Genomic DNA, 22,999 nt, shown 5'->3' with positions numbered 1-22,999 from the left:
GGTATCTCCTCAAATAATTAGAATGTTCGACCAATCGTGAAGGTGAAGAATTCTTCATCATCACCCTCGTATTTCTTGATTGGCTTAGCAACCGAGAATACGAGCGGTCCCATTGGCGACATCCACTGCAGGGCTGCACCATAAGACGCACGAATCAACGACGGATCGGAATAATCCTGGATGTATCGGCCATCCGAGTCACGCAGGTCATATTCCGTATCCCACACGGTACCGGCGTCAACAAATACACTGGTACGAATTTGGTTGCGGACCTCGTCGGACGCAAACGGCGTCGGAACGATCAGCTCCATACTGGCAAGCGCAACGGCATTACCCCCGGCCGCATCATCAGAGCCAATCAGCTCAGGGTTGTTGCCCCCCGCGCTGTAGTCCAGATACACCGCTTTCGGGCCGACCGTGTTGGAGCGGAAGCCGCGCAGCGTAGAGAAACCACCCGCATAGTAGTTCTCGTAGAACGGCAACAGCTGATCGCTGCCGTTATCCGTCGTACCGTAGCCATTACCGTAACCGACTCGGCCGCGTAACAGTAGGCTGTAGCCGTGATCTTCGGTCAACGGGAAGTACTGGCGGACATCATACTGGGCCTTGAAGAACTGCGCATCAGAGCCCGGAATAGTCATCCGGAACGAGGCTCGCTGGTGGTTACCGGCCGTCGGGAAGTAACCCCGGTTCAGGTTGTTTCGGGTCCAGGATACCGACCAGTTGAAGTCATCCAGCTCAATCACGTTATCGCCGCGATCGAAGCCGTGGATCTGCTTGAATTTCTCGATCTGGTAGTATTCTTGGGTATTGGAGATCTTGTTATGGTCATAGCCTAGGCCGAACTCGAAGAAGTTCAGCTCGTCAAACGGGAAACCCCAGGTCAGGCTGGCGCCGTAGCTCTGGTTGGTATAGTCCGAGATGTTCGCGTCTGAGGCTTCGAACTCGTTGTAGTACACCTTACCGCCGAGGCTGATCCCGTCGAGGGTGAAATACGGATCGCGGTATTCCAAGCTGACGTTTTTCTGGTAGTCGTTCATCATCGCATTGATGCCGAAACGATTACCGGTACCCAGGAAGTTGTCCTGCTGGATCCCCGCCTGGAAGCTGATCCCTGATTCCGTACCGTAGCCGACACCAAAGTTGATATTACCGGCATTGGCTTCCTTAACGGTGTACTGCAGGTCAACCTGATCGTCGGTACCCGGTACACGGACCGTCTGGACATCAACCGTTTCGAAGAAACCGGTACGGCTCAGGCGCTCCTTACCCCGCTCGACAGAACGGGAGTTCAACCAGCTCCCTTCCATCTGGCGCATCTCGCGGCGCAGAACCTCATCCTTGGTCGAGGTGTTACCAGAGAAACCAATGTTACGCACATAGATCCGCTTGCCCGGCTCGACATTGACAATCAATGCCACTTCCTGGTTGTCGTCGTCAAAGTCAGGAATGGTATTGACCTGCGGGTAGGCATAACCCAACTCGCCCAGCTTGCGCTTCAGGGCTTCTTCCAAGGCCGTCACTTCCGCGCCGTTGTAGACATCGCCGCTGCTGATCGCCACCAAGGCCTCCAGCTCACCCGTCTTGCCCAGCAGATCGCCCCGCAGTTGGACGTTCTTGACTTTGTACTGCTCACCCTCATCGACTTTCAAGGTGATATACACCCCTTTCTTGTCAGGGGAGATGGCAACCTGGGTCGCGTCAAGACGGTACTTGAGGTAACCATTGTTCAGGTACATCGAGCGCAGGGTCTCGAGATCCCCGGCCAGTACCTGCTTCTGGTATTTTTTATCCGCAAAAAAGTTCCACCACGAGACTTCGGACTGCAGCTTGAACTTCTTGCGCAGTTCGTCGTCGCTGAACACATTGTTGCCGATAAAGTTGATCTGCTGGATTTCCGCAGAGACACCTTCGGTGAAGACAAACTTCAAGTCGGCTCGGTTACGTGGCAGCGGTGTGACCACAGCCTGTACCGTGGCATTGTATTTACCTACGCTGTAGTAGAAATCTTCAAGCCCTTTTTCAATTTTGCTCAGGGTGGTGCGATCGAGAGACTCACCGACCCGGATACGGGAGGCATCCAGGTTCTCCTTCAGCTGCTCTTCCTTGATAGCCTTGTTGCCAGAGAAGGTAATACTGGCAATGGTCGGACGCTCCTGCACTTTGACCAGCAGGGTATTACCGTCACGAAAGACTTGGATATCTTCAAAGTTGCCCGACGCAAACAGCGATTGGATCATTCCTGAAATATCACCATCATCAACATTGTCTCCGACCCTTACTGGCATCTGGAGCAATGCGGCACCGAGCGTGACACGCTGGAGACCCTCAAAGCGGATATCGTCTACTACAAATTGTTCCGCACTCTGCGCAACGCTACTGCCTAGCAGTAGCGATGCGACCAACAGTTTTTTCATCGCCATTACTGTTCTGATTATTCCTTGCTAAAACGCTCTTATTAAAGGCGGGTAAAATCATTGAATAGTGCAACAGCCATCAATGCAACCAAAATGGCTGAGCCCACTCTATAGCCTATATCCTGAACACGTTCAGAAACAGGACGACGTGTTACCGCTTCGATGGCAAAAAACATCAAATGCCCGCCATCCAATACCGGAAGCGGCAACAGGTTGACAATCCCCAGGTTGACACTGATCAAGGCCAAGAAGCCGAGGAAGTACACCACCCCATAATCGGCGGTCATTCCTGCGCCTTTGGCAATCGAGATCGGGCCACTCAAATTCTTCATCGCCACATCGCCGGTCACCAACTTGGTCACCATATCGAAGGTCAATGTGACTAGCTGCCAAGTTTTTTCTGCAGCCTTGCCCACCGCCTCAACCGGTCCGTACTGCAAGTTAATGCGGTACGATTCAGGCCATGGTTCTACTTTTGGTGCAAACCCCGCGTAGCCGACCAGCTCTTCACCTGACGCTTTCGCCTCCGGCGTCACAGTCAGTGAAACCGGTTCACCATCGCGCAGTACTTCCATCACCAGCGCCTGCTGGGGATGAGAGCGCACCGCATCAACGACCTGTTGCCAGTCAGTAACACTTTCCCCGCCGATTGCGATAATTTCGTCATTTAAGCGCAAACCAGCGGAAATTGCTGCTCCGTCTTCCACAAGTTGTGAAATGACCAGAGTAATTTTAGGCGAGTATGGCGTGATCCCCAATGTAGTAAGCACGCGCTCACTTTCCGGGTCAAACGACCAGCGAGACAAGTCGAGTTTTTTCTCGACTTCGTAGCTGGCGCCAGGCTCGGTAACGGTCAGCACCATCTCTTTATCGCCAATATGGGAAATCATCGCCATGTTGACAGATTCCCAGTCTGCGGTTTTGATTCCTGAAATGGTCTTTAGTTCCATTCCACTTTCAATTCCGGCCTCGGCAGCAATCGATTGTGGGGCAATCTCACCAATGACAGGCTTCACGGCCGGTACGCCGATCAGATAAACCACCCAGTAGGCAACAATCGCAAACAAGAAGTTGGCTAGCGGCCCTGCCGCAACTATCGCACTGCGCTGCCATAGCTTCTTGTTGTTAAATGCCATATGGCGGCGGCTTGAGTCGACCGGCTCGACCCGCTCGTCCAGCATCTTGACATAGCCGCCCAGCGGGATCATTGCCAGGGTGTATTCGGTACCGTCTTTGCCCACTTTGCGCCATAGCGCCTTGCCAAAGCCAATAGAGAACTTCTCGACATAAACCCCACAGCGGCGTGCAACCCAGAAATGCCCATATTCGTGAACGGCAATCAGTATTCCAAGGGCAAGGAGAAAGGCTCCCAGGTTCCACAATATTCCTGTCATAACGTTACCTTACGTATTACTTCCTGTGCCAAAACTCGGGTCATTCTATCCAGCTCCATGACGCTTTCCAAGTCAGTCGGTTCTACCAGCGATGCTGACGCCAATACCTGGCTGTTGACCCTGGCAATATCGGTAAAGCCAAGGCGGTTATCCAAAAAGGCCGCAACCGCTTCCTCGTTGGCCGCATTGAGCGCTGTGGTCGCTGCCTGGCCGCTGAAGCAGGCATCCATCGCCAGCTTGAGGCAAGGATAGCGGGCAAAGTCCGGCTTGAGGAAAGTAAACTCACCGACTTGGCTGAAATCGAGCGGCGCAACACCCGCATCCACTCTTTCAGGATAGGACATTGCACAGGCAATCGGTGTTCTCATATCAGGCAAACCCATCTGGGCCAACACCGAACCGTCTTTGTACTGCACCATCGAATGGATAACCGACTGCGGGTGAATAATCACATCCATCTGCTCACGAGTGGCATTGAACAGCCAGCGGGCTTCGATAAACTCCAGCCCCTTGTTCATCATGGTAGCCGAATCCACCGAAATCTTTGGCCCCATCGACCAGTTGGGATGGGCTATCGCCATGGCCGGCGTTACCGCAGCCAGTTCGCTGACTTCCGTATAACGGAACGGGCCGCCGGAGCCGGTCAGTAGGATTTTGCTAACCCCGGCCGCATCCAGATCACAGTGCCCCATCGCTTGCTGGACTTGCTCTGGCAGGCTCTGGAAGATCGCGTTGTGCTCGCTATCGACCGGCAGCAGTTCGGCGCCGTACTCGCGGCAGGCATCGATGAACATCTGGCCGGACATGACCAAGGCTTCTTTGTTGGCTAGCAAAATACGCTTTCCTGCCTTGACGCCGGCCATGGTCGGCATCAGACCGGCGGCACCGACAATCGCCGCCATCACGGTATCAACCTCATCCAGCGAGGCAATCTGGCACAGCCCGGCTTCACCGCCCAGCACTTCGGTTGCCACACCCTGTTGTTTTAGCAGTATACGCAGTTCTGCAGCGGCACTTTCACAAGCCATGGCCGCGTACTTCGGCTGCCACTGGCAGCACAGCTCAAACATTTTCTGGCTATTGCTACCCGCCGCAAGGGCTACAACGTCAAACAACTCGGGATTCTGGGCCGCAACAGCCAGTGTGCTGCTCCCTATAGATCCCGTCGCACCAAGAATCGTTAACTTACGCATACTATCACTTAACAACAAACAATCATTGACAGGCCAATTGAGCATGGCACTCAAGCCGGCAGCAAACAAGTTAGTAATGACTCACGCTGCCGGCCAGAAATGGGCGGTTAGCCTACACCAACCACAAATACAGTAGGGCAAAAACAGGAAGGGCAGCCGTTAGGCTGTCGATACGGTCGAGAATACCGCCGTGGCCCGGCAAGATACTGCCACTGTCTTTGATACCAGCAGCCCGCTTGAACATGCTCTCGACCAAATCACCCAACACTGAGGCAACAACGGACACGACTGCAATCAGCAGCAAGCTCGACAGGCTGACAAACGGGATCTCCATCAGCGCCGCGCCGCCCCAGGTCACCGCTACCGCCAACATGGCGCCACCGACCAGCCCCTCAATCGTCTTATTCGGGCTCACCGCCGGTGCCATCTTGTGTTTACCAAAACGCTTACCGGAGAAATAGGCCCCCGTGTCTGCCGCCCACACCAAGAAACACACCAACATGACCAGCTTGGCACCGTGGTAAGGGTTTTCAAGGTAATTAACCGCACGGAGCATCAACACACTCCAGAAGAAAGGGAGCAAGGTCAGCAATCCAAACAGGTGCTTAAGAGGGGGGAAGGATGACCAGAATTTGGTGCTACCTGGGTAGCTAATCGCCAGTGCCGAGGCGACAACCCACCATAGTCCGCCAACCAGCAGCATGGCCTGGTGAGACGATGCCAAAGCTGACAGCGCAGCAACATCGGTTGGCATCACCACCAGCGAAGCCAGCAAGGCCGCTGCCGGGATAACCATCGCGGCAATGCGCGATTTTGTTTCAACAAATTGTGTCCACTCCCAGAAACCCAGTAGGGTAACGGCCGCTAGGGCAGCAATAAAAGCAGGAAAAGGCAAAAGGAAAATTCCTGCGATAACTAGGGGAGCGAGAATGACTGCGGTAATAATACGTTGCTTAAGCAAACTGCGTCCTCTCATTTTTCTATTGTAACCGCGCCCATCGGCGACGGTGTTTCGGGTAATCCGGTTACCAGTAAAAAAGGCATCGAGACCATAGCCAGATGCCCTATAAAATACATAATCCTGTCAGCGTCGACGAGCGAAAAATCACTTGTTCATTAACGCTTGGATTTGTTCGCCAGTACAGCCAAAGCGGCGCTCCCGGTTAACAAACCATGCCACGGCCTCGGCAAAACTGTCTTCGTCGAAATCCGGCCAGTGCTGCTCGGTAAAATAAAGCTCGGCGTAAGCCGCCTGCCACAGCATAAAGTTACTGATCCGGCATTCACCGCTGGTGCGGATCAGGAGATCGACATCGGGCAGGCCTGCAGTAGATAACCCTGAAGCTAACATCTCCTCAGTGATATCTGATGGTGTGAGCTTCTGCTCCGCAGCTTGCTGAACCAGTTGCTTAGCCGCCTGCAAAATATCCCACTGGCCGCCATAGTTAGCTGCCACGTTCAGCACCAATCCGGTATTGTCGGCAGTCAAGGCTTCCGCGTCGGCAATTTTCTTCTGCAGGCGCTCGCTGAATCGGCGGGTATCACCGATAATGCGCAAGCGAATATTGTTCTTGTGAAGGCGCTTTACTTCACGACCGAGTACAGTCATGAACAGTTCCATCAGCAAGGAGACTTCATCTTCCGGGCGACGCCAGTTCTCACTGCTAAACGCAAACAGTGTGATAACCTGAATGCCCAAACGATTTGCGGCCGAGACTGTCTTACGTACGGCTTCCACGCCGGCCTTGTGGCCAAACACTCGAGGCTTACCCTTGGCCTTTGCCCAGCGACCATTTCCGTCCATAATCACGGCAACGTGCTTTGGCAAGCTGTCTGTACCAAGTGCAGTATCGATTGTATGCTCTGCCATACATCTCCCTCAAAAAAAAGCGCCGTGCTGCACGCACAGCGCCCTAAACCATATCAAGCAATCGAACTGAAGGCTAAGCCTTATACTTCCATTAGCTCTTTTTCTTTCGCTTCCAGGATCACTTCGATGTCCTTAACCGCTGCGTCAGTCAGCTTCTGGATATCGTCCTGTGCGCGACGGTCGTCATCTTCAGAGATTTCTTTGTCTTTAAGCAGTGCTTTCACGTCTGCGTTAGCATCACGGCGGATGTTACGAACCGCAACACGACCCTGCTCTGCTTCAGCGCGAACGATTTTAACCAGATCACGACGACGTTCTTCTGTTAGCGGTGGCAGTGGAACGCGGATCACAGTACCCGCAGACATTGGGTTCAGGCCCAGATCAGACATCATGATCGCTTTTTCGATTTTTGGCGTTAGCTCTTTGTCGAAAACAGTGATAGCCAGTGTACGAGAATCTTCTGCCACTACGTTAGCAACCTGCTTCAGCGGGGTGTTCGCGCCGTAGTACTCAACGTAGATAGTGTCTAGCAGGCTTGGGTGGGCACGACCGGTACGTACTTTAGCCAGCTGGTTTTTCAGCGCTTCAACGCTTTTGCCCATGCGCTCTTGCGCATCTTGTTTAATTGCATCAATCACGATTAATACCCTTAATGATTCGGTAAATACGGGAGCCTAGACGCTCCCGCTAAGAATAAGTGGCGTCACTTACTCGCAGACTTAGTCGTTAGAGATCAACGTACCTTCCTGCTCACCCATTACCACGCGGCGTAGGGAACCAGGTTTGTTCATGTTGAACACGCGAATTGGCATGCCGTGATCGCGAGCAAGCGTAAATGCGGCCAGATCCATCACTTTCAGTTCTTTCTCAAGAACATCCTGATAGCTTAGCTTATCATAAAGAACAGCATCTGGGTTCTTAACTGGGTCATCTGTGAACACACCGTCAACTTTTGTTGCTTTGAGCACAACATCCGCTTCGATTTCGATACCACGCAGGCAGGCTGCCGAGTCAGTAGTAAAGAATGGGTTACCGGTACCGGCAGAGAAAATTACTACGCGGCCCTGGCGCAGCTGGCTGATCGCATCAGCCCAGTTGTAGTTGTCACACACGCCGTTCAAAGGAATTGCTGACATTACTCGAGCGTTCACATAGGCACGGTGCAGCGCATCACGCATTGCCAAACCGTTCATGACGGTAGCTAGCATACCCATGTGATCGCCCACAACTCGGTTCATACCTGCTTCAGCTAGGCCTGCACCACGGAACAGGTTACCACCACCGATAACAAGGCCAACCTGTACACCTAGTTCAATCAGTTCTTTGATTTCCTGAGCCATACGGTCAAGAACTTGTGCATCAATACCAAAACCTTCCTCGCCCTGCAGTGCTTCCCCACTGAGTTTGAGCAGAATACGTTGATAAGTCGGTTTAGGATTCGTGGTCATTAGTTTACCTTCCAGGCTTACAAATATAGATACGGAGTTGTAAAAAGACCGCAGCCTAGGCTACGGTCTTTGGAGTTCTTAGCAAGAAGGATTAACCCTTCTGTACTGCTGCTACTTCTTCAGCGAAGCTCATTTCTTGAGCTTTCTCGATACCTTCACCAACTTCTAGACGGATGAAGTTAGTTACTGTAGCGCCTTTCTCTTTCAGGATTTCGCCAACAGATTTCTTAGGTTCCATGATGAATGGCTGACCAGTTAGAGAGATTTCGCCTGTGAATTTCTTCATGCGGCCGATAACCATCTTCTCTGCGATTTCAGCTGGCTTGCCTTCGTTCATCGCGATTTCAACCTGAACCTGACGCTCTTTTTCTACAACGTCTGCAGGTACGTCTTCTGGGTTCACGAACTCAGGCTTAGAAGCAGCTACGTGCATAGCGATGTGCTTCAGAGTTTCTGCGTCGCCGTTACCAGCTACAACAACACCGATACGGTCGCCGTGACGGTAAGAAGATACGCTCTCGCCTTCGATGAACTCAACGCGACGGATAGAGATGTTCTCGCCGATCTTAGCTACTAGAGCAACACGTGCTTCTTCGAACTTAGCCTGAAGAGCTGCGATGTCTAGGCGCTCAGCTAGAGCTGTTTCAAGAACTTCGTTAGCGAAAGCTAGGAAGCTTGCATCTTTAGCAACGAAGTCAGTCTGGCAGTTAACTTCTAGAAGTGCTGCAACGCCGTCAGCGTCTTTGATTAGGATTGTACCTTCAGCAGCAACGTTACCTGCTTTTTTAGCAGCTTTAGCAGCACCGCTCTTACGCATGTTTTCGATCGCTAGCTCGATGTCAGCGTTAGCTTCAACAAGCGCTTTTTTACATTCCATCATGCCTGCGCCAGTACGTTCACGCAGTTCTTTAACTAGGGCAGCTGTAACTGTTGCCATTGTTATATCCTCAGTTTTGAATACTTGGTGTAAAAATCAGGGGCCATGATCGGCCCCTGGTAACCATTCTTAGTTTACACAAGGTAACTTAAGATGCTCAAAAGGAGCGCGGCTATTATTCAGCTTCTACGAAACCGTCTTGCTCAGCTTGAGCAACGATGTCTTGGTTGCGGCCTTCAGTAACAGTCTGAGCAACAGCACCAGTGTATAGCTGGATAGAGCGGATTGCGTCATCGTTACCTGGGATAACGAAGTCAACGCCGTCTGGGTTAGAGTTAGTATCTACAACAGCAAATACTGGGATACCCAGGTTGTTCGCTTCTTTAATTGCAATGTGCTCGTGATCAGCATCGATTACGAACATAGCGTCTGGTAGGCCGCCCATGTTCTTGATACCGCCTAGAGACTTCTCAAGCTTCTCCATTTCACGAGTACGCATTAGCGCTTCTTTCTTGGTTAGCTTGTCGAAAGTACCGTCTGTAGACTGAGTTTCAAGATCTTTTAGACGCTTGATTGACTGACGAACAGTTTTCCAGTTAGTCAGCATACCACCCAACCAGCGGTTGTTTACGTAGTACTGGTCACAGTTAACTGCAGCTTCTTTGATAGATTCGCTGGCTGCACGCTTAGTACCAACGAAAAGGATCTTGCCCTTGCGAGCAGCAATCTTGTTGATTTCTGCTAGAGCGTCGTTGAACATTGGTACAGTTTTCTCAAGGTTGATGATGTGCACCTTGTTACGAGCACCGAAGATGAATGGCTTCATCTTTGGGTTCCAGTAACGAGTTTGGTGACCGAAGTGAACACCAGCCTTAAGCATGTCGCGCATTGATACAGTTGCCATTGAATATTCCTCTATGGGGTTAGGCGTCCACATATCCCATCTTACCGACCCAGGCAACGCCAGAGGCGTTACAGCTTCGCGAAAAACTGCTGGGCACCCCGGAAGATGTGCCGATATGTGTGAGTGATTAATAAAAGTTTAGTGCAACCGGCATGACTGAATCGAAACCCAATCACCCAATTACGGCGCGCTTTATACCATATTTTACTAACGGAAATCCAGCCCCAATGTCCTCAATTCAGCGATTGTACCGAAACTTGGTTTCCATCCAGCCCCCTCACTGTTACCATGTAAAGAAGAGGTAACAACCAAACAGAGAAGACTGAATGAGCATCAAGATCAAAACGGCTGAAGAGATCGAAAAAATGCGCGCTGCCGGCCGTTTGGCGGCTGAAGTGCTGGAAATGATCGAACCTCACATCAAAGAAGGTGTGACGACAGACGAGCTAAACCAAATCTGTCATGATTATGCGTTGGAAAAAGGCGCCTACTCGGCCCCGCTTGATTACCACGGTTTTCCAAAATCTATCTGTACGTCTATCAACCACATCGTGTGCCACGGCATTCCGGCCAGCCAGGATGAGATGGGTAGCAACGGCCAGATGAAGCCAGCCATACTGAAAAACGGCGACATCATCAACGTTGACATCACGGTCATCGTTCCGGATGACGAAAATGCCGATTTGAGCGTGCGCCCAGCAGGCTACCACGGCGACACCTCAAAAATGTTCCTGGTCGGTGATGTCTCCCCTGCCGACAAACGCCTGTGCCGCGTCACCCAAGACGCCCTTTACGTGGGCATGCGCAAAGTCAAACCGGGGGCCCGCGTCGGTGACATCGGTACCGCGATTGAGAAATTCATCAAGGACAACAACAAGAAGAATCCACTTAACAAATACTCGATTGTTAAGGACTTCTGCGGCCACGGTATCGGCAGCGAGTTCCATGAAGAGCCACAAGTTGTCCATTACCGCAATGGCGACCGTACCGTACTGAAGGCGGGCATGTGCTTCACCATCGAGCCGATGATCAATGCCGGTAAATTCGGCTGCACCGTTGATGCGGCGGATGACTGGACGGTCTACACCGGCGACGGCAAGAAATCTGCCCAGTACGAGCACACCATTTTGGTCACCGAGACAGGTTGCGAAGTACTGACCCTGCGTAGCGATGACACGATTCCGCGCCTGATGAATAACTAAGCCGCGCCACGGCATGAGTTTAGATAGTAGGAGCCGGCCCCTGGGTCGGCTTTTTTATTGCTATCAGGCTGGTCCGTGATAGGGTTATAGCAAGAGTATTGACTATGCACGGACGGCAATGACAGATCCTATTTCTCACCCAGCAACCGAACAGGCTGATCCCATGGCTCCGGAACAGCTTCGCCTTGAGCTTGACCAGTTTACCGCTAACCAAAAGGCCCAGTTCCTGGCCCATACCCCGGTAACGAACCTGGTCGAGTCCCGCTCGCGCTATATAGACCAGCTGCTTGAGCGGCTGTGGCAGCATTTCGGCCTGGCTGCGCACCCAAGCCTGGCCTTGATCGCGGTGGGGGGCTATGGCCGCGGTGAACTGCATCCCCTGTCGGATGTCGACATCCTGATCTTGAGCCAAGCACCGATTGACGAGAAGACCGGCTGCACGGTCAGTGCCTTCCTCACCCTGCTCTGGGATCTCAAGCTTGATGTCGGCCACAGCGTCCGTACCATCGATGAGTGCATCAAGTTCGGCCTGGATGATCTGACCGTGGCGACCAACCTGCAGGAGTCACGCTGGTTATGCGGTAACCCGGATACCTACCAGCAGCTGGAAGAGCGCCTCAATGACGGCAGCTTCTGGCCCAGTGAACAGTTCTACCAAGCCAAGCTAGACGAGCAGAAGACCCGCCATGCGCGTTACCACGATACCACTTACAACCTCGAGCCGGATATCAAATCCAGCCCGGGCGGCCTGCGCGACATCCATACCCTGAGCTGGGTAGCCCGGCGCCATTTCGGGGCCACCAGCCTGCTCGAAATGAGCCGCTTTGGTTTTTTGACCGATGCCGAATACCGCGAACTGGTCGAGTGCCAGGACTCGCTGTGGCGGATCCGCTTTGCCCTCCATTGCGAGCTGCGCCGCTACGACAACCGCCTGACCTTCGGCCACCAGGCCTCTGTCGCCGAGCTGCTGGGCTACCAGGGCGAAGGCAACCGCGGGGTAGAAATGATGATGAAGGATTTCTACCGCACCCTGCGCCGGGTGGCCGAGCTCAACAAGATGCTGCTGCAACTGTTCGATCAGGCCATCCTCAACAAAGGCACCGCCCCCGAGCCCATCGCTCTCGACGAGGATTTCCAGCTACGCGGCCACTTGATCGAGGCGACTAAGCCGGCGCTGTTCCAGGCCCGGCCGGAAACTATCCTCGATATGTTCCTGCACATTGCCCGCAACTCGCAAATCGAAGGGATAGCCGCCCCGACCCTGCGCCAGCTGCGCACTGCCCGCCGCCGGCTCAACCGCTTCCTGATCGAGATCCCTGCGGCACGGGAGAAGTTTATGGAGCTGGTCCGCCAGCCCAACTGCCTCCAGCGGGCATTCAAGCTTATGCACCGTCATGGCGTGCTGTCAGCGTACCTGCCCCAGTGGAGCCAAATTGTCGGCCAGATGCAGTTCGACCTGTTCCATGTCTATACCGTGGATGAGCATACGGTTCGGCTACTGAAAAATATCAATACCTTCAGCGACCCCGCGAACCGACAGCGGCACCCTATCTGCTGCGAGGTATACCCGCGCGTCGCCAAGAAAGAGCTGTTGCTTCTGGCGGCGATCTTCCACGATATCGCCAAGGGCCGGGGCGGCGATCACTCCGAGCTCGGCGGCGTCGATGCCTATGAGTTCTGCCTCCAGCACGGACTGTCCAAGCCCGAGGCCAACCTGGTCAAATGGCTGGTCAACCAGCATTTGCTGATGTCTGTCACCGCCCAGCGCCGCGATATCTACGATCCGGAAGTGATCACCGAGTTTGCCAAGGAGGTGCGCGACGAAGAGCGGCTGGATCATCTGATCTGCCTGACCGTGGCCGATATCTGTGCCACCAACCAAGAGTTGTGGAACAGCTGGAAGCGGACCCTGCTGGCCGAGCTGTATTACTCAACCCAGAAAGCCCTGCGCCGCGGCCTGGAAAATCCGCCGGATATGCGCGAGCGGATCCGCCACAACCAGCAGATGGCCTCGGCCCTGCTTCGCAGCAAAGGCTTCGCCCCGCGTGATATCGAGGTGTTGTGGCAGCGTTTCAAAGCGGACTATTTCCTGCGCCATACCCACAAGCAAATCGCCTGGCATGCCGAGGCCATCCTCAACCACGATGATCACAGCAGGCCGCTGATCCTGATCAGCCAGAAGCCGACACGCGGCGGCACCGAGGTTTTCGTCTACTGCCAGGACAAAGCCAAGCTGTTTGCGATTGTGGTTTCCGAACTGGACAAGAAGAACCTCAGTGTCCACGACGCCCAGGTCATGACCAGCAAGGACGGTTTTGCCCTCGACACATTCATGGTGCTCGATCCAACCGGCAAGGCTCTGGGGGAAAGCCGCCACCAGACCGTGCGCCGGGCACTGGTCAACGCCCTGACCCACATGAAGTCGGACCGCAAAAGGAAGCGCCCACCGTACAAACTTCAGCATTTCAATGTCAAAACCACGGTCGACTTCCTGCCAACCAAATCAGGCAAGAAGACCATGATGGAGCTGGTTGCACTGGATATGCCAGGCTTACTGGCCCGGGTCGGGTCGGTATTTGCCTGCCAGAATATCAGCTTGCAAGCCGCCAAAATCACCACTATCGGCGAGCGCGCCGAGGACTTTTTCATCGTCACCAACCAGGACGGCGAGCAGCTGAGCGACGAGCAGCAGGCGCAGCTGAGGGACGCATTGATAGAGCGCCTAGAGAAGAAATAATCGCATCAAAGCAGGGAGAGCGAGTACGCCTGGCTCTCCGGCTAAAAACAACCAACAGCGACAGCTTAACCACTCCAATACCTATAACAACAGAGACACGAGGCCAGTATGTACCCAAACCTCACAGCTATCGGCATCGAGAAGCCGGACACCATTGAACGCTACAGCCTGCGGCAGGAAGCTGCCAACGACATCCTGAAAATCTACTTTGCCAAGCAGAAAGGCGAACTGTTTGCCAAGAGTGTGAAGTTCAAGTTCCCCCGCCAGCGCAAGTCCGTCATGGTCAACAGCGGCAGCCGGGAATACAAGGAAGTCACCGAGATCAACCGCACCCTGACCTTTATCATCGATGAGCTCGACCGCATCACCAACAAAAAGCACAGCGAAGTGGATATCAAGAAGAAGATCCTCGGCGACCTGCGCCATCTGGAGCAGGTGGTGAGCCACAAGATCGCCGAGATCGAGGCGGATCTTGAAAAACTGAAGTGAACGAAGGATTAGAACCTTGCTTGCCAGTCCCGGTAGCGAGGCTCCTGTGCGGCAGAATGCCCCGTGTCTAGGGGCATTTTAGAAGAGGGCGCAGACCGTTATGCCGCATCGGCCTGCTTGGCCCAGCCTTCGACCCACGGCATCGCCACTTCCAAGGCATCGAAATTGACGCACGCATCGACATCCAGGCGTTCCGTCAGCGGCTTGGCCTGCAGTTGGGCCAGCAGTTCGTCAAACTGGCGCCCGCCGCCACAGAAACGATCTTCGCCATAGCTTGAGTCGCCCAGCGCAATCACCCCGTAGCGCAACCGAGGCATCAACGGAAAGCTGTCATTGAGCGCCTGGTATAGCGGCAGTAAATTATCCGGGATTTCCCCTTGGCCGGTAGTCGACGACACCACCAGTGCCAGATCCTGCTGGTAGCCCAGAAAATCCTCCAAGGTCGGCTCAAGGAACAGCTCGACCTGGTGACCCGCGCCAACGAGATAGCGCACCACCTCTTGGGCAACCTCTTCTGCCCCGCCAAAGACCGAGCCGACAAATACACCTATTTTTGCCATCATCCAACACCATCCTTTGTGTTAACTACGTTACTTAACTGTGGTCTTTGAAGAGGTTAGATGCAAGTTTATTCGTCAGGCTCCATCAAGGCCGCTGCCCAGCCAAAGGCATCCATCACCCGCATCCACGGCTCATCGACACCGGCACGAATATCCAACGCCTCCCCGGTCAGCGGATGCTGCAATTGCAGGCGCGAGGCATGGAGCATCAGGCGGCGACAGTCGTAATTGTCGCGGAACATCCGGTTGTGGCGGCCATCGCCATGGTTCACATCGCCAATAATGTGGTGGCTCAGGTGGTGCATATGGCGGCGAAGCTGGTGCTTGCGCCCCGTCTCCGGCTTCATCTCCACCAGGGTATAACGACTGGTCGCATAGCGGCCGACCGGAATATTGGTCTCCACCTTGGCCAACGGGGCATAGGCGGTGATTGCATCTTTGGCTTCTTTGTCCTGGTCGGCATCTTTGTCGGCGATCTTATCCAGCTCTTCTTTGAGCGGGTAATCCAATACCGCCGCTTCCTTGACCCAGCCGCGAACCACTGCATGGTAAGTCTTTTTGACATCACGCCCGGCAAACAGCGGCATCATCAGCGCCGCAGTCTCGCTCGACAGGGCAAACAGCAGGACTCCGGAGGTTGGCCGGTCCAGGCGGTGGAGCGGAAACACATGCTGGCCAATCTGATCGCGCAAGGTCTGCATCACAAACACGGTTTCGTGGCGGTCAAGCCAGGAGCGGTGCACCAGCATGCCGGCCGGTTTGTTGACAGCGACCAAGTGTTCATCGCGGTATAGGATTTCGAGTTCCATCGCTATTTACTCTTAAATAATTGGTCAAGTTCACGAGTCACGGCCAAGATAGCCGCCTGGCCCTTGGCTTCCTTCATCGCTTCCTCAACATAGGGGGAAATTTCAAACGCCGCCGGCAACGGCATATTCATCGCGATCAGGTGGCTGAGCTTAGGAATAAAAATCCACTGGAGCCATTGCTCACAACGAAGGGTATCAATGGCAAACGGCTGGCTGCTGCTCAGCGCCTCAGCCGAGGGCGGCTTGGCCTCCCAATAACCATTCTCCTGCAACACTGTGGCAAGTTTTTCCAATAATCGATGGCAATGACGGGCTCTATCCATCACGTGACCTCTACAATGAATATCTACGAAATAAGGGATTGTCCGGATTAAGGGGGCGAAGGATACCACCTCCGCAACGCGAGCCCAAGGCAACCATAGCGGCAGCCGAGCGAGAAAGTGTCATCGACAAGGAGGTTTGGTATATACTCGTTGTCCTTGATTGAGGAGCACTGAGACTGCCCATGGATAATTTTCATACCCTTACCCAACTCTTAGACAATGCCGGTTGCCAGTACAAAATTTTCGACCTTGGTCGCCGGGTCAACGAGATCGATGTAGAACAGTTCAAGGCTGTGGAAGACAACCGCCAGCCCTATCCATGGCCCCTGCAGCAGCATGCCCACCTGTCTATTTCCTTCTGGCAAGCCGGCAACCCACCGTGGATCTGGTTTTTGCGCCTGCCGCTTGACGAACGCGGCCTGCTCAAACAAGCGGCCGTGGGGGATTTCATCAAGTATGTCATCGAAGCGATGGGGGCAACCCTCAACAGCACCCCGACAGAAGAAGAGCAGGAGAAACTGGCTGCCAACCCGTATACCTTCAAGCCAAGCGATGACAAGATGGCGATCTTCCATGCCCAGCTCCGCAGCCTGCTGGCCTTGCCGGCCAGCCAATACTACGAGCACGCCCAGCATTACCTGACTGGCGAACTGGGCTGGGACAAATGGCAAGGGGTCGGCCTGCAGGGCCTCGCCGATGTCTGCGCCCGCATCAAACAGCAAAACAATGCCACCTTGCTGCGCAAAGCGGTCAACAACCTACCGCTGACACCGCTGTATGCCTTACTCGGCTGTCTGGAGCACTGCCAACTCCCCGAGCCACTGGCTGCACGCCTAGCCGAGCGCCTGGCTGAAGAAGTGGCGGTGGAGACTCCCGACCTATTCCTGGTTGCCGCACTGATCCGCGCCCTTTCCGGCACCGAAACCGCGCTGCTTCGCCAGCAAGTTGAAAAATTGCTGGCCCAGCCGGAGCTGTGCCACCCGGAAGTGCTGGTTGCGGTGGCTGGCCGTTGCTGGCAGGGCTTGGCCGAACCCCAGGTGGCAACCACCTTCCTGCTCCGCCTTGCCGAAACTGGCAAGCAGGCGCTGTTCAACCAGCTGTTTGCCGACCTGGTGATGCTACCGCAGCTGCGCGGGATCATGCTGCAGGTCCTCCATGGCCAAGCAGATCCGGCACTGGTGGACGCAATCACCAAGCTTCAGCAGCATGCCCGAAGCACCCAGTAACCCGATATAATCTTTCCCCAGCATCTTCGGTTGGGGAAAGCGCAAGGACAATTTGATATGGAAAACCTTCTGGGTATCTTACTGCTGGCCATTTTGGGCTTTCTGTTCTGGCAGCAGCGGCGCCAGACAGAGCTGGCCAATTATTTCATCAACCAACGTTGCGAACACTTGGGCTTGCAACTGCTCAATACAGCAAGGGGGGAGCACCGCCTGCGTGATCGCAACGGTCGCTGGGGCTGGCATACCATTTACTTGTTTGAGTTCTCCGCCGATGGCCAAGACGCCTATCAGGGGCACATCGTGATGAAGGGCTTCCATCCGCTGACGATCCATGTCCCGCCGCATAGGATGCCGGGGGAATAAAAAAGAACGGGCGCAACTCGCGTTGCGCCCTTAGGTCTTACTTGCAGCAGTCCCGCTACTAAGGTGCTCCCTGCATCAATCCATCGAATTGCTGTAATCCGTCAGCAGATTCCTTTTATTCTTCGTCCTGAAGTTGTCCTGTGGCCATCCTGACCCGTCAGCCTATCCTATCCTGACTCTCAACATCCTTCCTGGAGGGGTCCTGACTTCATCCTGAAGTGGTCCTTGTGTCGTCCCGACTGGCAAGCATCCTACTTACCATTTTGCCGCTCCTCGGCTATCCCTTCACAGTCCTTGTTCGATACACCATCCTGGTACACCGGCCTCATCCTGAGACTACCCGAATCCTTGGGTGTTTCCTGTTCCGTTCCGTCAGTTCCTTCCGACACTTATAAGATTACACCTTCAGGCCGGATAAAGTAGCGCTCCCTGGTGAAAAGCTCAGCTGCAACCCGCTTGATATATGCCGCATCGCAATAAAAAGATCTAAAATACATAACCTTACGCGATAAAATGACGATTTCCCCCTCATCCTATCACCTTAATCTCCCACGAACTTGTAAGAGATCTCTCACAAGGTTGACAGAGTATCACTGATGAGAAATGGGAGAGAGCCGAAGGGGGTTTTTGCCGGCCCAAAAAGAACGGGCGCAACTTGCGTTGCGCCCTTAGGTCTTACATGCAGCTTTCCCGCTACGACAGTGCTCCCTGCGACTATCCTTGTTATTCTAAATCCTTAGCGGTAATCCCTAAACCCTATCCCGGGTTGTCCTTGGTAGTTCCTTGACCCGTCGCATTGTCCATGTGCGACTCTCTCGTCCTTCCTGGCGGTGTCCACTGCCTTCATCCTGAAGGGTTCCTGATACTCGTCCCTAAGCCGTCCTCTTGCTCTATCCCAGAGCGCTATCCCTACCCCCAATCCTTGAGGTGTTCCGGCTTATCCTAAAGCTGTCCTACTCGATCCTGACGGCAATCATCCTGATCCCCGACGGTATCCATTCCGTGTCCATGACTTCATGTCTGCCAGCCGCCCTGCTGGCACTGCCTTTCCTAGGCTTGCAGATTCCTTCTGCTTTCCATTTCCTGCGCCAACTCCCTGTCGACAAGGGTCATATTACGCGCTTTGCGGATTCATACAATTGACTATCGGCCGGTATGTCTTGACGAATAACATTCACCGTGAAAATACAAAAGACAATACACTGATTTAAAAAGAAAAAATAATCAAACCCGTCTAGTTTGTCTGGTTCCGGCCTGTATTACTCTCACAGCTTTGTAAGAGATCTCTCACAAGGGGGCAAGGCTATAACTGCACCCTGTTTCACAAGGTGATTATTCTGTGTTTCAGTTCGATTACAGAGATTAGTTAAACATATGACCGGCTTGATCCTCTGGTGTACAGGATAAGTCATTGTTTTGTTATTTTGAGAGTGGTGCTGTGATGCTGTCCGAAGCCGCAAACGATTTCAAGCTATTGATTTCAGCATTAATCAAAAATAATCGCTTCAACTTGAAGAGGTCTTGACCCCATAGGGCCATAGAACCGCTCTTCACCATAGGGCCGTTTATTGCGGAGCACAAAAAAGAACGGGCGCAACTTGCGTTGCGCCCTTAGGTCTTACTTGCAGCAATCCCGCTACTGTGGTGCTCCCTGCATCATTCCGTTGACAGCTGTATTCCTTCAGCCTTGTCCTTTTTTACTTCATCCTGAAGTGATCCTGTGGCCGTCCTGACCCGTCAGTCCATCCTGTCCTGACTCTCAACATCCATCCTGGAGGTGTCCCTAACTTCGTCCTGAAGTGGTCCTTGTGTCATCCTGACTGGCAAGCATCCTACTTACCATGTTGCCGTTCCTCGGCTATCCCTTCACAGTCCTTGTTCGACATACCATCCTAGTACACCGGTCTCATCCTGAGACAAACCATATCCTTGGCTTATTTCCTGTTCCGTTCCGTCAGTTCCTTCCGACAGGGTTAATATTACGATTTTCTCCCTCGGCAAAATAGTTACTGCAGTAAAAACCTTTGCCCCAAGCAACCTACCCACCTCCCAGACGACAACAAAAAACACATCAATTCAATAAGTTAAACCCACACCATAAGCCTATTTACCGACTATTTTTCCTTAATGTCCCACACCCTTGTAAGAGATCTCTCACAAGAGTTCGAGATGAATAGGAATGTTCGTTAAGATGAATGAAGGCAGGCACTGTGAAATATTTCTCTATAATTAGGAAAAACATAGCGCTAGCCAAGGAGTGACCATGGAAACCTTTAACCACAACCTTGCCTCCCTCTTCAGTCAGTTGGGATTGAACAATTCCAAAGAGTTTATCGAGACCTTCTTGGCCGAGCACCGGCTCGCCCAGCATGAGCAATTGTCTGAAGCCAGTTTCTGGCAGCCGGCGCAAAAAAGGTTTCTCAAAGAGTCACAGGAACAAGATGCCGACTGGTGTGAAGTTATCGATCAGCTTGATGCCTTGCTGAGGAAATAACAGGCTACGGGCCTATTGTGCCCCTCGGCTGGAATGAGGGAGAATAGCGCCACACCCGGCAGCAAGAAGGAAACCGCATGTCATCAGAAATTACCCAAGCCCTTTCCGAGGCTATTGAAAGTTTGGTGGCCGAAGGCAAAGAGCCTTCGGTGGCATTAATCAAATCGAGGTTGGCCGATCCCCTGCCGATGCCGCTCATCATCAAGGCACTGCAGAGTTGGAAATCGAGCGCCCGAGTCCCAAGAATTGAAAAAGTCGACCCGCAGCCTTCCGCTGAAGCACGGATTGCCGCCTTGGAGCAGCAAGTCGCCTCATTGACCGCCCGGCTTGAACAGCTGGAAAGCAGGCAGGACTAGGCCAGACAAACAAAAAAGCGCAGTCGGTACTGCGCTTTTTTGTTATTGGAAATCCCAGGACAGATTGGAAACAATACGGCACTTGTCGCACTTGTAATGGAAAATGCCATGCAGCGGCTCATCCAACCACCACTGGCCACCGCATTTCGGACACGGTCGGCTCAATTCACTTTCGAGGCTCTCGCCACCGACCCGGTATTGATAGTAATAGGTCGGGATCTTGGTGATGTACTCAATGCGCCCGCGCAAGTCCCACCCCCGGCGGAAGATATCACTGTCGGCATCTCGGATTTCATGCAGGGCCGCATGCTCGGCCTGGCACGCCCCCGCCATTTGCAACTCGTCACAGGCCTGCCATTCCGTCTGCCACTTGATCACCGCTTTGTGATCGCCATTCAAGGTCGGCTCCGGCAGGCGGTAGAGCGGGATCGGCATCAGGGTATCCCCGCAGCGTAATGGGGAGCAGGTGTGCACATACGTGGTATAAATCACCTGCCAGCTCGGCGAGAAGTTCTCGGCCGCGGCTTCCGAGTTCAGATCTCTGCCCAGCAGCTTGACCTTGGGGCTCAGCAAGCTGGCCTGGCTCAGGCGGTTCATCCCGGCTTTGACCTGCGGGCTATGGAAACGGGAGTGTAGGCTGTCCTGCTCCGGGCACACCGCCCTGACTTTGAAAGTGCCCTCGTCCATGACGATGGGAAACTCACGCCCCAGCACCTGGCCGTTATAGCGCAGGGCATCCATCAATCCGTTGATGGCGCTATCCACCGCGGCGACGGTGGTGTTATCAAAACATTCAAATTGCAATTCGACGACGTACATAACTTACTCGGCTCTTACCACAGGTTGCAGGGCTGCCAGGAACTGCTCCAGGCTCGGCGAGAGTACCTCACGGTTGTCCTTGCCCAGCGTCTCCAGGATCACCTCGCCAGAGAGGTTGCACACCGACACCACCTCACTTTCGGAATCCATCGCGCCGATAAAGACTGTCGGCTTGAGCTTCAAGCGACGCTGGGTCACCAGGTGCCCCAGAATGTTCTCCTGCAGGCGCAATACATCGTCTTCGCTGAAGGCCTGGAGCAAGTCAAATTCAATCATACCCGTAACGGTTTGGAATTTAGCGGCCATGTCACCACTGAACTGGGCACCGTAGAAAGCAACAATATCTTCGTGCAGGCGAAGCTCGATCCCTTTCTCGACACTGGCAAGATCCCCCATCGGCGAGCGAGCAACCGGTTGCCAAGTCACTTCGTAGCCATCATCGGCCTTCACGCAAGGTGATGATAACCCCACCAGGTCATCACTTCGGGGAAAACCTTGACCTGCATCACACCATGCCTGCAAAAAACGGGAAGAAAATTCAGATAACGCCGCTGCAACGGGATGATTCATTCGCAACCTCTCAAAAGATTAAGTAAACTTTGGCTATTCTAATCCAAGTGTGTCCAGGACAGTATGAGCAAATATCAAGACGCGAAAGAATTAGCCGGTTTGACCCTAGGTAAAACGACGGAATACAAAGACCAGTACGACCCATCTCTCCTCCAGCCTGTCCCTCGCAGCCTGAACCGAGATGATCTGTCCCTTGGCGACGACCTACCTTTCACCGGTTATGACATCTGGACACTCTACGAGCTGTCTTGGCTAAACAAGAAAGGCCTGCCACAGGTGGCAATCGGTGAGGTTCGCCTGCCGGCCAACAGCCCTAACCTGATCGAGTCCAAGTCATTCAAGCTTTACCTCAACAGCTTCAACCAGACTAAGTTTGACAGCTGGCAGCAGATTGCAGATACCCTGCAAAAAGATCTGACCCAGTGCGCAGGCGCCGATGTCGATGTCACGGTGCAACCCCTGTCTGACTTCGACAATCAGCCAATCGCCAACTTCTTCGGCGAATGCATCGACGATCAGGATATCGAAATTACGGATTACGAATTCGATCCATCGCACCTGGAAGGTGCCGCATCGGAAGAAACGGTCACCGAAATCCTGCACAGCCACCTCCTAAAGTCTAACTGCCTGATCACCAGCCAGCCAGATTGGGGCAGCGTGCGTATTTCCTATACCGGCAAGAAAATCGATCGCGAAAAGCTGCTGCGTTACCTGATCTCGTTCCGCGACCACAACGAGTTCCACGAGCAGTGTGTCGAGCGTATTTTCACTGACATCATGAAGTACTGTAAGCCGGAGCTATTGACGGTTTACGCCCGCTATACCCGTCGCGGCGGTTTGGACATCAACCCGTACCGAACCAACATGGGCAAAACGCCAAGCGATAACTTCCGTCTGGCGCGCCAATAAGCAGGCAGCGTGATCACCTGAGCAAATACCTTTTCAGCC

At 53.6% G+C, this 22,999-nt stretch carries 23 protein-coding genes; 9 read left to right on the top strand and 14 right to left on the bottom strand.

What is annotated here, in order from left to right:
* Positions 1-17 precede the first annotated feature (17 nt).
* The 9 genes from bamA to rpsB all read right to left on the bottom strand — a co-directional run bounded on the left by bamA (position 18) and on the right by rpsB (position 10,103).
* The gene (gene bamA, locus PTW35_RS03150; protein WP_281026501.1) at positions 18-2,423 is read right to left on the bottom strand and encodes an outer membrane protein assembly factor BamA; all 2,406 of its coding nucleotides are present in this window, start codon (positions 2,421-2,423) and stop codon (positions 18-20) included.
* Between the two features lie 35 nt (positions 2,424-2,458).
* Positions 2,459-3,811, bottom strand: a complete 1,353-nt coding sequence (rseP, locus tag PTW35_RS03145) for a sigma E protease regulator RseP (protein WP_281026500.1) — start codon at positions 3,809-3,811, stop codon at positions 2,459-2,461.
* Positions 3,808-5,004, bottom strand: a complete 1,197-nt coding sequence (gene ispC / locus PTW35_RS03140) for a 1-deoxy-D-xylulose-5-phosphate reductoisomerase (protein ID WP_281026499.1) — start codon at positions 5,002-5,004, stop codon at positions 3,808-3,810. Before ispC ends, rseP begins: the two co-directional genes overlap by 4 nt.
* A gap of 112 nt (positions 5,005-5,116) precedes the next feature.
* Positions 5,117-5,965, bottom strand: a complete 849-nt coding sequence (locus tag PTW35_RS03135) for a phosphatidate cytidylyltransferase (RefSeq protein WP_281026498.1) — start codon at positions 5,963-5,965, stop codon at positions 5,117-5,119.
* A gap of 144 nt (positions 5,966-6,109) precedes the next feature.
* A complete protein-coding gene (locus PTW35_RS03130; RefSeq protein ID WP_281026497.1) occupies positions 6,110-6,874 on the bottom strand; it encodes an isoprenyl transferase in 765 nt (254 codons plus the stop codon).
* 80 nt (positions 6,875-6,954) lie between these two features.
* Positions 6,955-7,512, bottom strand: coding sequence for a ribosome recycling factor (gene frr / locus PTW35_RS03125; RefSeq protein ID WP_039458266.1), 558 nt, complete (start codon positions 7,510-7,512; stop codon positions 6,955-6,957).
* An 81-nt stretch (positions 7,513-7,593) separates the two neighbouring features.
* Positions 7,594-8,322, bottom strand: coding sequence for a UMP kinase (gene pyrH, locus PTW35_RS03120; protein WP_039458268.1), 729 nt, complete (start codon positions 8,320-8,322; stop codon positions 7,594-7,596).
* A gap of 91 nt (positions 8,323-8,413) precedes the next feature.
* The gene (gene tsf, locus PTW35_RS03115) at positions 8,414-9,259 is read right to left on the bottom strand and encodes a translation elongation factor Ts (RefSeq protein ID WP_281026496.1); all 846 of its coding nucleotides are present in this window, start codon (positions 9,257-9,259) and stop codon (positions 8,414-8,416) included.
* A gap of 115 nt (positions 9,260-9,374) precedes the next feature.
* A complete protein-coding gene (rpsB, locus tag PTW35_RS03110; protein ID WP_281026495.1) occupies positions 9,375-10,103 on the bottom strand; it encodes a 30S ribosomal protein S2 in 729 nt (242 codons plus the stop codon).
* Between the two features lie 326 nt (positions 10,104-10,429).
* On the opposite strand from rpsB, the gene map reads away from it, so the two are divergent.
* The 3 genes from map (at position 10,430) to PTW35_RS03095 (ending at position 14,531) form a co-directional block, all read left to right on the top strand.
* Entirely contained in the window at positions 10,430-11,305 is an 876-nt protein-coding gene (gene map / locus PTW35_RS03105; protein WP_281026494.1) for a type I methionyl aminopeptidase, read from the top strand.
* 118 nt (positions 11,306-11,423) lie between these two features.
* Complete coding sequence (glnD, locus tag PTW35_RS03100) at positions 11,424-14,042, top strand: bifunctional uridylyltransferase/uridylyl-removing protein GlnD (RefSeq protein WP_281026493.1); 2,619 nt, start codon at positions 11,424-11,426, stop codon at positions 14,040-14,042.
* A 108-nt stretch (positions 14,043-14,150) separates the two neighbouring features.
* Complete coding sequence (locus PTW35_RS03095; protein ID WP_281026492.1) at positions 14,151-14,531, top strand: DUF3461 family protein; 381 nt, start codon at positions 14,151-14,153, stop codon at positions 14,529-14,531.
* 98 nt (positions 14,532-14,629) lie between these two features.
* Here PTW35_RS03095 and PTW35_RS03090 read toward each other — a convergent pair whose 3' ends face one another.
* From PTW35_RS03090 to PTW35_RS03080, 3 genes are all read right to left on the bottom strand, one after another.
* Positions 14,630-15,094: a flavodoxin gene (locus PTW35_RS03090; RefSeq protein ID WP_281026491.1), complete on the bottom strand. Its 465-nt coding sequence runs from the start codon at positions 15,092-15,094 to the stop codon at positions 14,630-14,632.
* Between the two features lie 65 nt (positions 15,095-15,159).
* Positions 15,160-15,900, bottom strand: a complete 741-nt coding sequence (truC, locus tag PTW35_RS03085; RefSeq protein ID WP_281026490.1) for a tRNA pseudouridine(65) synthase TruC — start codon at positions 15,898-15,900, stop codon at positions 15,160-15,162.
* 2 nt (positions 15,901-15,902) lie between these two features.
* Positions 15,903-16,223 carry a YqcC family protein gene (locus PTW35_RS03080; RefSeq protein WP_281026489.1) on the bottom strand — a complete coding sequence of 107 codons (321 nt, stop codon included), beginning with the start codon at positions 16,221-16,223 and terminating at the stop codon, positions 15,903-15,905.
* A gap of 176 nt (positions 16,224-16,399) precedes the next feature.
* Between PTW35_RS03080 and PTW35_RS03075 the strand changes: the two genes are divergently transcribed.
* The 5 genes from PTW35_RS03075 to PTW35_RS03055 all read left to right on the top strand — a co-directional run bounded on the left by PTW35_RS03075 (position 16,400) and on the right by PTW35_RS03055 (position 20,662).
* A complete protein-coding gene (locus PTW35_RS03075; protein WP_281027424.1) occupies positions 16,400-17,449 on the top strand; it encodes a DUF3549 family protein in 1,050 nt (349 codons plus the stop codon).
* Positions 17,450-17,506: 57 nt separating this feature from the next.
* Positions 17,507-17,812 (top strand): DUF3301 domain-containing protein, encoded by a 306-nt coding sequence (locus PTW35_RS03070; RefSeq protein ID WP_281026488.1) that lies wholly within the window; start codon positions 17,507-17,509, stop codon positions 17,810-17,812.
* Between the two features lie 885 nt (positions 17,813-18,697).
* Complete coding sequence (locus PTW35_RS03065) at positions 18,698-18,955, top strand: hypothetical protein (RefSeq protein ID WP_281026487.1); 258 nt, start codon at positions 18,698-18,700, stop codon at positions 18,953-18,955.
* A 1,120-nt stretch (positions 18,956-20,075) separates the two neighbouring features.
* Entirely contained in the window at positions 20,076-20,306 is a 231-nt protein-coding gene (locus PTW35_RS03060; RefSeq protein WP_044622583.1) for a DUF2789 domain-containing protein, read from the top strand.
* Positions 20,307-20,383: 77 nt separating this feature from the next.
* Positions 20,384-20,662 (top strand): hypothetical protein, encoded by a 279-nt coding sequence (locus PTW35_RS03055; RefSeq protein WP_281026486.1) that lies wholly within the window; start codon positions 20,384-20,386, stop codon positions 20,660-20,662.
* Positions 20,663-20,704: 42 nt separating this feature from the next.
* Here the strand turns inward: PTW35_RS03055 and PTW35_RS03050 are convergent, their stop codons facing one another.
* Together PTW35_RS03050 and syd are read right to left on the bottom strand one after the other, a co-directional pair.
* The gene (locus tag PTW35_RS03050; protein WP_281026485.1) at positions 20,705-21,481 is read right to left on the bottom strand and encodes a Zn-ribbon-containing protein; all 777 of its coding nucleotides are present in this window, start codon (positions 21,479-21,481) and stop codon (positions 20,705-20,707) included.
* Between the two features lie 3 nt (positions 21,482-21,484).
* On the bottom strand, positions 21,485-22,051 hold the full coding sequence (gene syd, locus PTW35_RS03045) for a SecY-interacting protein (protein WP_281026484.1): 567 nt from the start codon (positions 22,049-22,051) through the stop codon (positions 21,485-21,487).
* Positions 22,052-22,114: 63 nt separating this feature from the next.
* Here syd and queF point away from each other — a divergent pair, with 63 nt between their 5' ends.
* Positions 22,115-22,960: an NADPH-dependent 7-cyano-7-deazaguanine reductase QueF gene (gene queF / locus PTW35_RS03040; RefSeq protein ID WP_281026483.1), complete on the top strand. Its 846-nt coding sequence runs from the start codon at positions 22,115-22,117 to the stop codon at positions 22,958-22,960.
* The last annotated feature ends 39 nt before the right edge of the window (positions 22,961-22,999 follow it).

Origin of the sequence: Photobacterium sp. DA100, assembly GCF_029223585.1 — a bacterium.
Lineage (GTDB): Bacteria > Pseudomonadota > Gammaproteobacteria > Enterobacterales > Vibrionaceae > Photobacterium.
This window is presented reverse-complemented; position numbering and strand designations above follow the sequence as displayed.

Coding starts and splice junctions, on each gene's coding strand:
- tsf (WP_281026496.1), bottom strand. CDS start 9,259: ATGGCAACAGTTACAGCTGCCCTAGTTAAAGAACTGCGTGAACGTACT.
- PTW35_RS03055 (WP_281026486.1), top strand. CDS start 20,384: ATGTCATCAGAAATTACCCAAGCCCTTTCCGAGGCTATTGAAAGTTTG.
- PTW35_RS03080 (WP_281026489.1), bottom strand. CDS start 16,223: ATGGATAGAGCCCGTCATTGCCATCGATTATTGGAAAAACTTGCCACA.
- PTW35_RS03070 (WP_281026488.1), top strand. CDS start 17,507: ATGGAAAACCTTCTGGGTATCTTACTGCTGGCCATTTTGGGCTTTCTG.
- rpsB (WP_281026495.1), bottom strand. CDS start 10,103: ATGGCAACTGTATCAATGCGCGACATGCTTAAGGCTGGTGTTCACTTC.
- glnD (WP_281026493.1), top strand. CDS start 11,424: ATGACAGATCCTATTTCTCACCCAGCAACCGAACAGGCTGATCCCATG.
- pyrH (WP_039458268.1), bottom strand. CDS start 8,322: ATGACCACGAATCCTAAACCGACTTATCAACGTATTCTGCTCAAACTC.
- truC (WP_281026490.1), bottom strand. CDS start 15,900: ATGGAACTCGAAATCCTATACCGCGATGAACACTTGGTCGCTGTCAAC.
- PTW35_RS03130 (WP_281026497.1), bottom strand. CDS start 6,874: ATGGCAGAGCATACAATCGATACTGCACTTGGTACAGACAGCTTGCCA.
- PTW35_RS03090 (WP_281026491.1), bottom strand. CDS start 15,094: ATGATGGCAAAAATAGGTGTATTTGTCGGCTCGGTCTTTGGCGGGGCA.
- syd (WP_281026484.1), bottom strand. CDS start 22,051: ATGAATCATCCCGTTGCAGCGGCGTTATCTGAATTTTCTTCCCGTTTT.
- queF (WP_281026483.1), top strand. CDS start 22,115: ATGAGCAAATATCAAGACGCGAAAGAATTAGCCGGTTTGACCCTAGGT.
- map (WP_281026494.1), top strand. CDS start 10,430: ATGAGCATCAAGATCAAAACGGCTGAAGAGATCGAAAAAATGCGCGCT.
- PTW35_RS03095 (WP_281026492.1), top strand. CDS start 14,151: ATGTACCCAAACCTCACAGCTATCGGCATCGAGAAGCCGGACACCATT.
- PTW35_RS03050 (WP_281026485.1), bottom strand. CDS start 21,481: ATGTACGTCGTCGAATTGCAATTTGAATGTTTTGATAACACCACCGTC.
- PTW35_RS03060 (WP_044622583.1), top strand. CDS start 20,076: ATGGAAACCTTTAACCACAACCTTGCCTCCCTCTTCAGTCAGTTGGGA.
- ispC (WP_281026499.1), bottom strand. CDS start 5,004: ATGCGTAAGTTAACGATTCTTGGTGCGACGGGATCTATAGGGAGCAGC.
- bamA (WP_281026501.1), bottom strand. CDS start 2,423: ATGGCGATGAAAAAACTGTTGGTCGCATCGCTACTGCTAGGCAGTAGC.
- rseP (WP_281026500.1), bottom strand. CDS start 3,811: ATGACAGGAATATTGTGGAACCTGGGAGCCTTTCTCCTTGCCCTTGGA.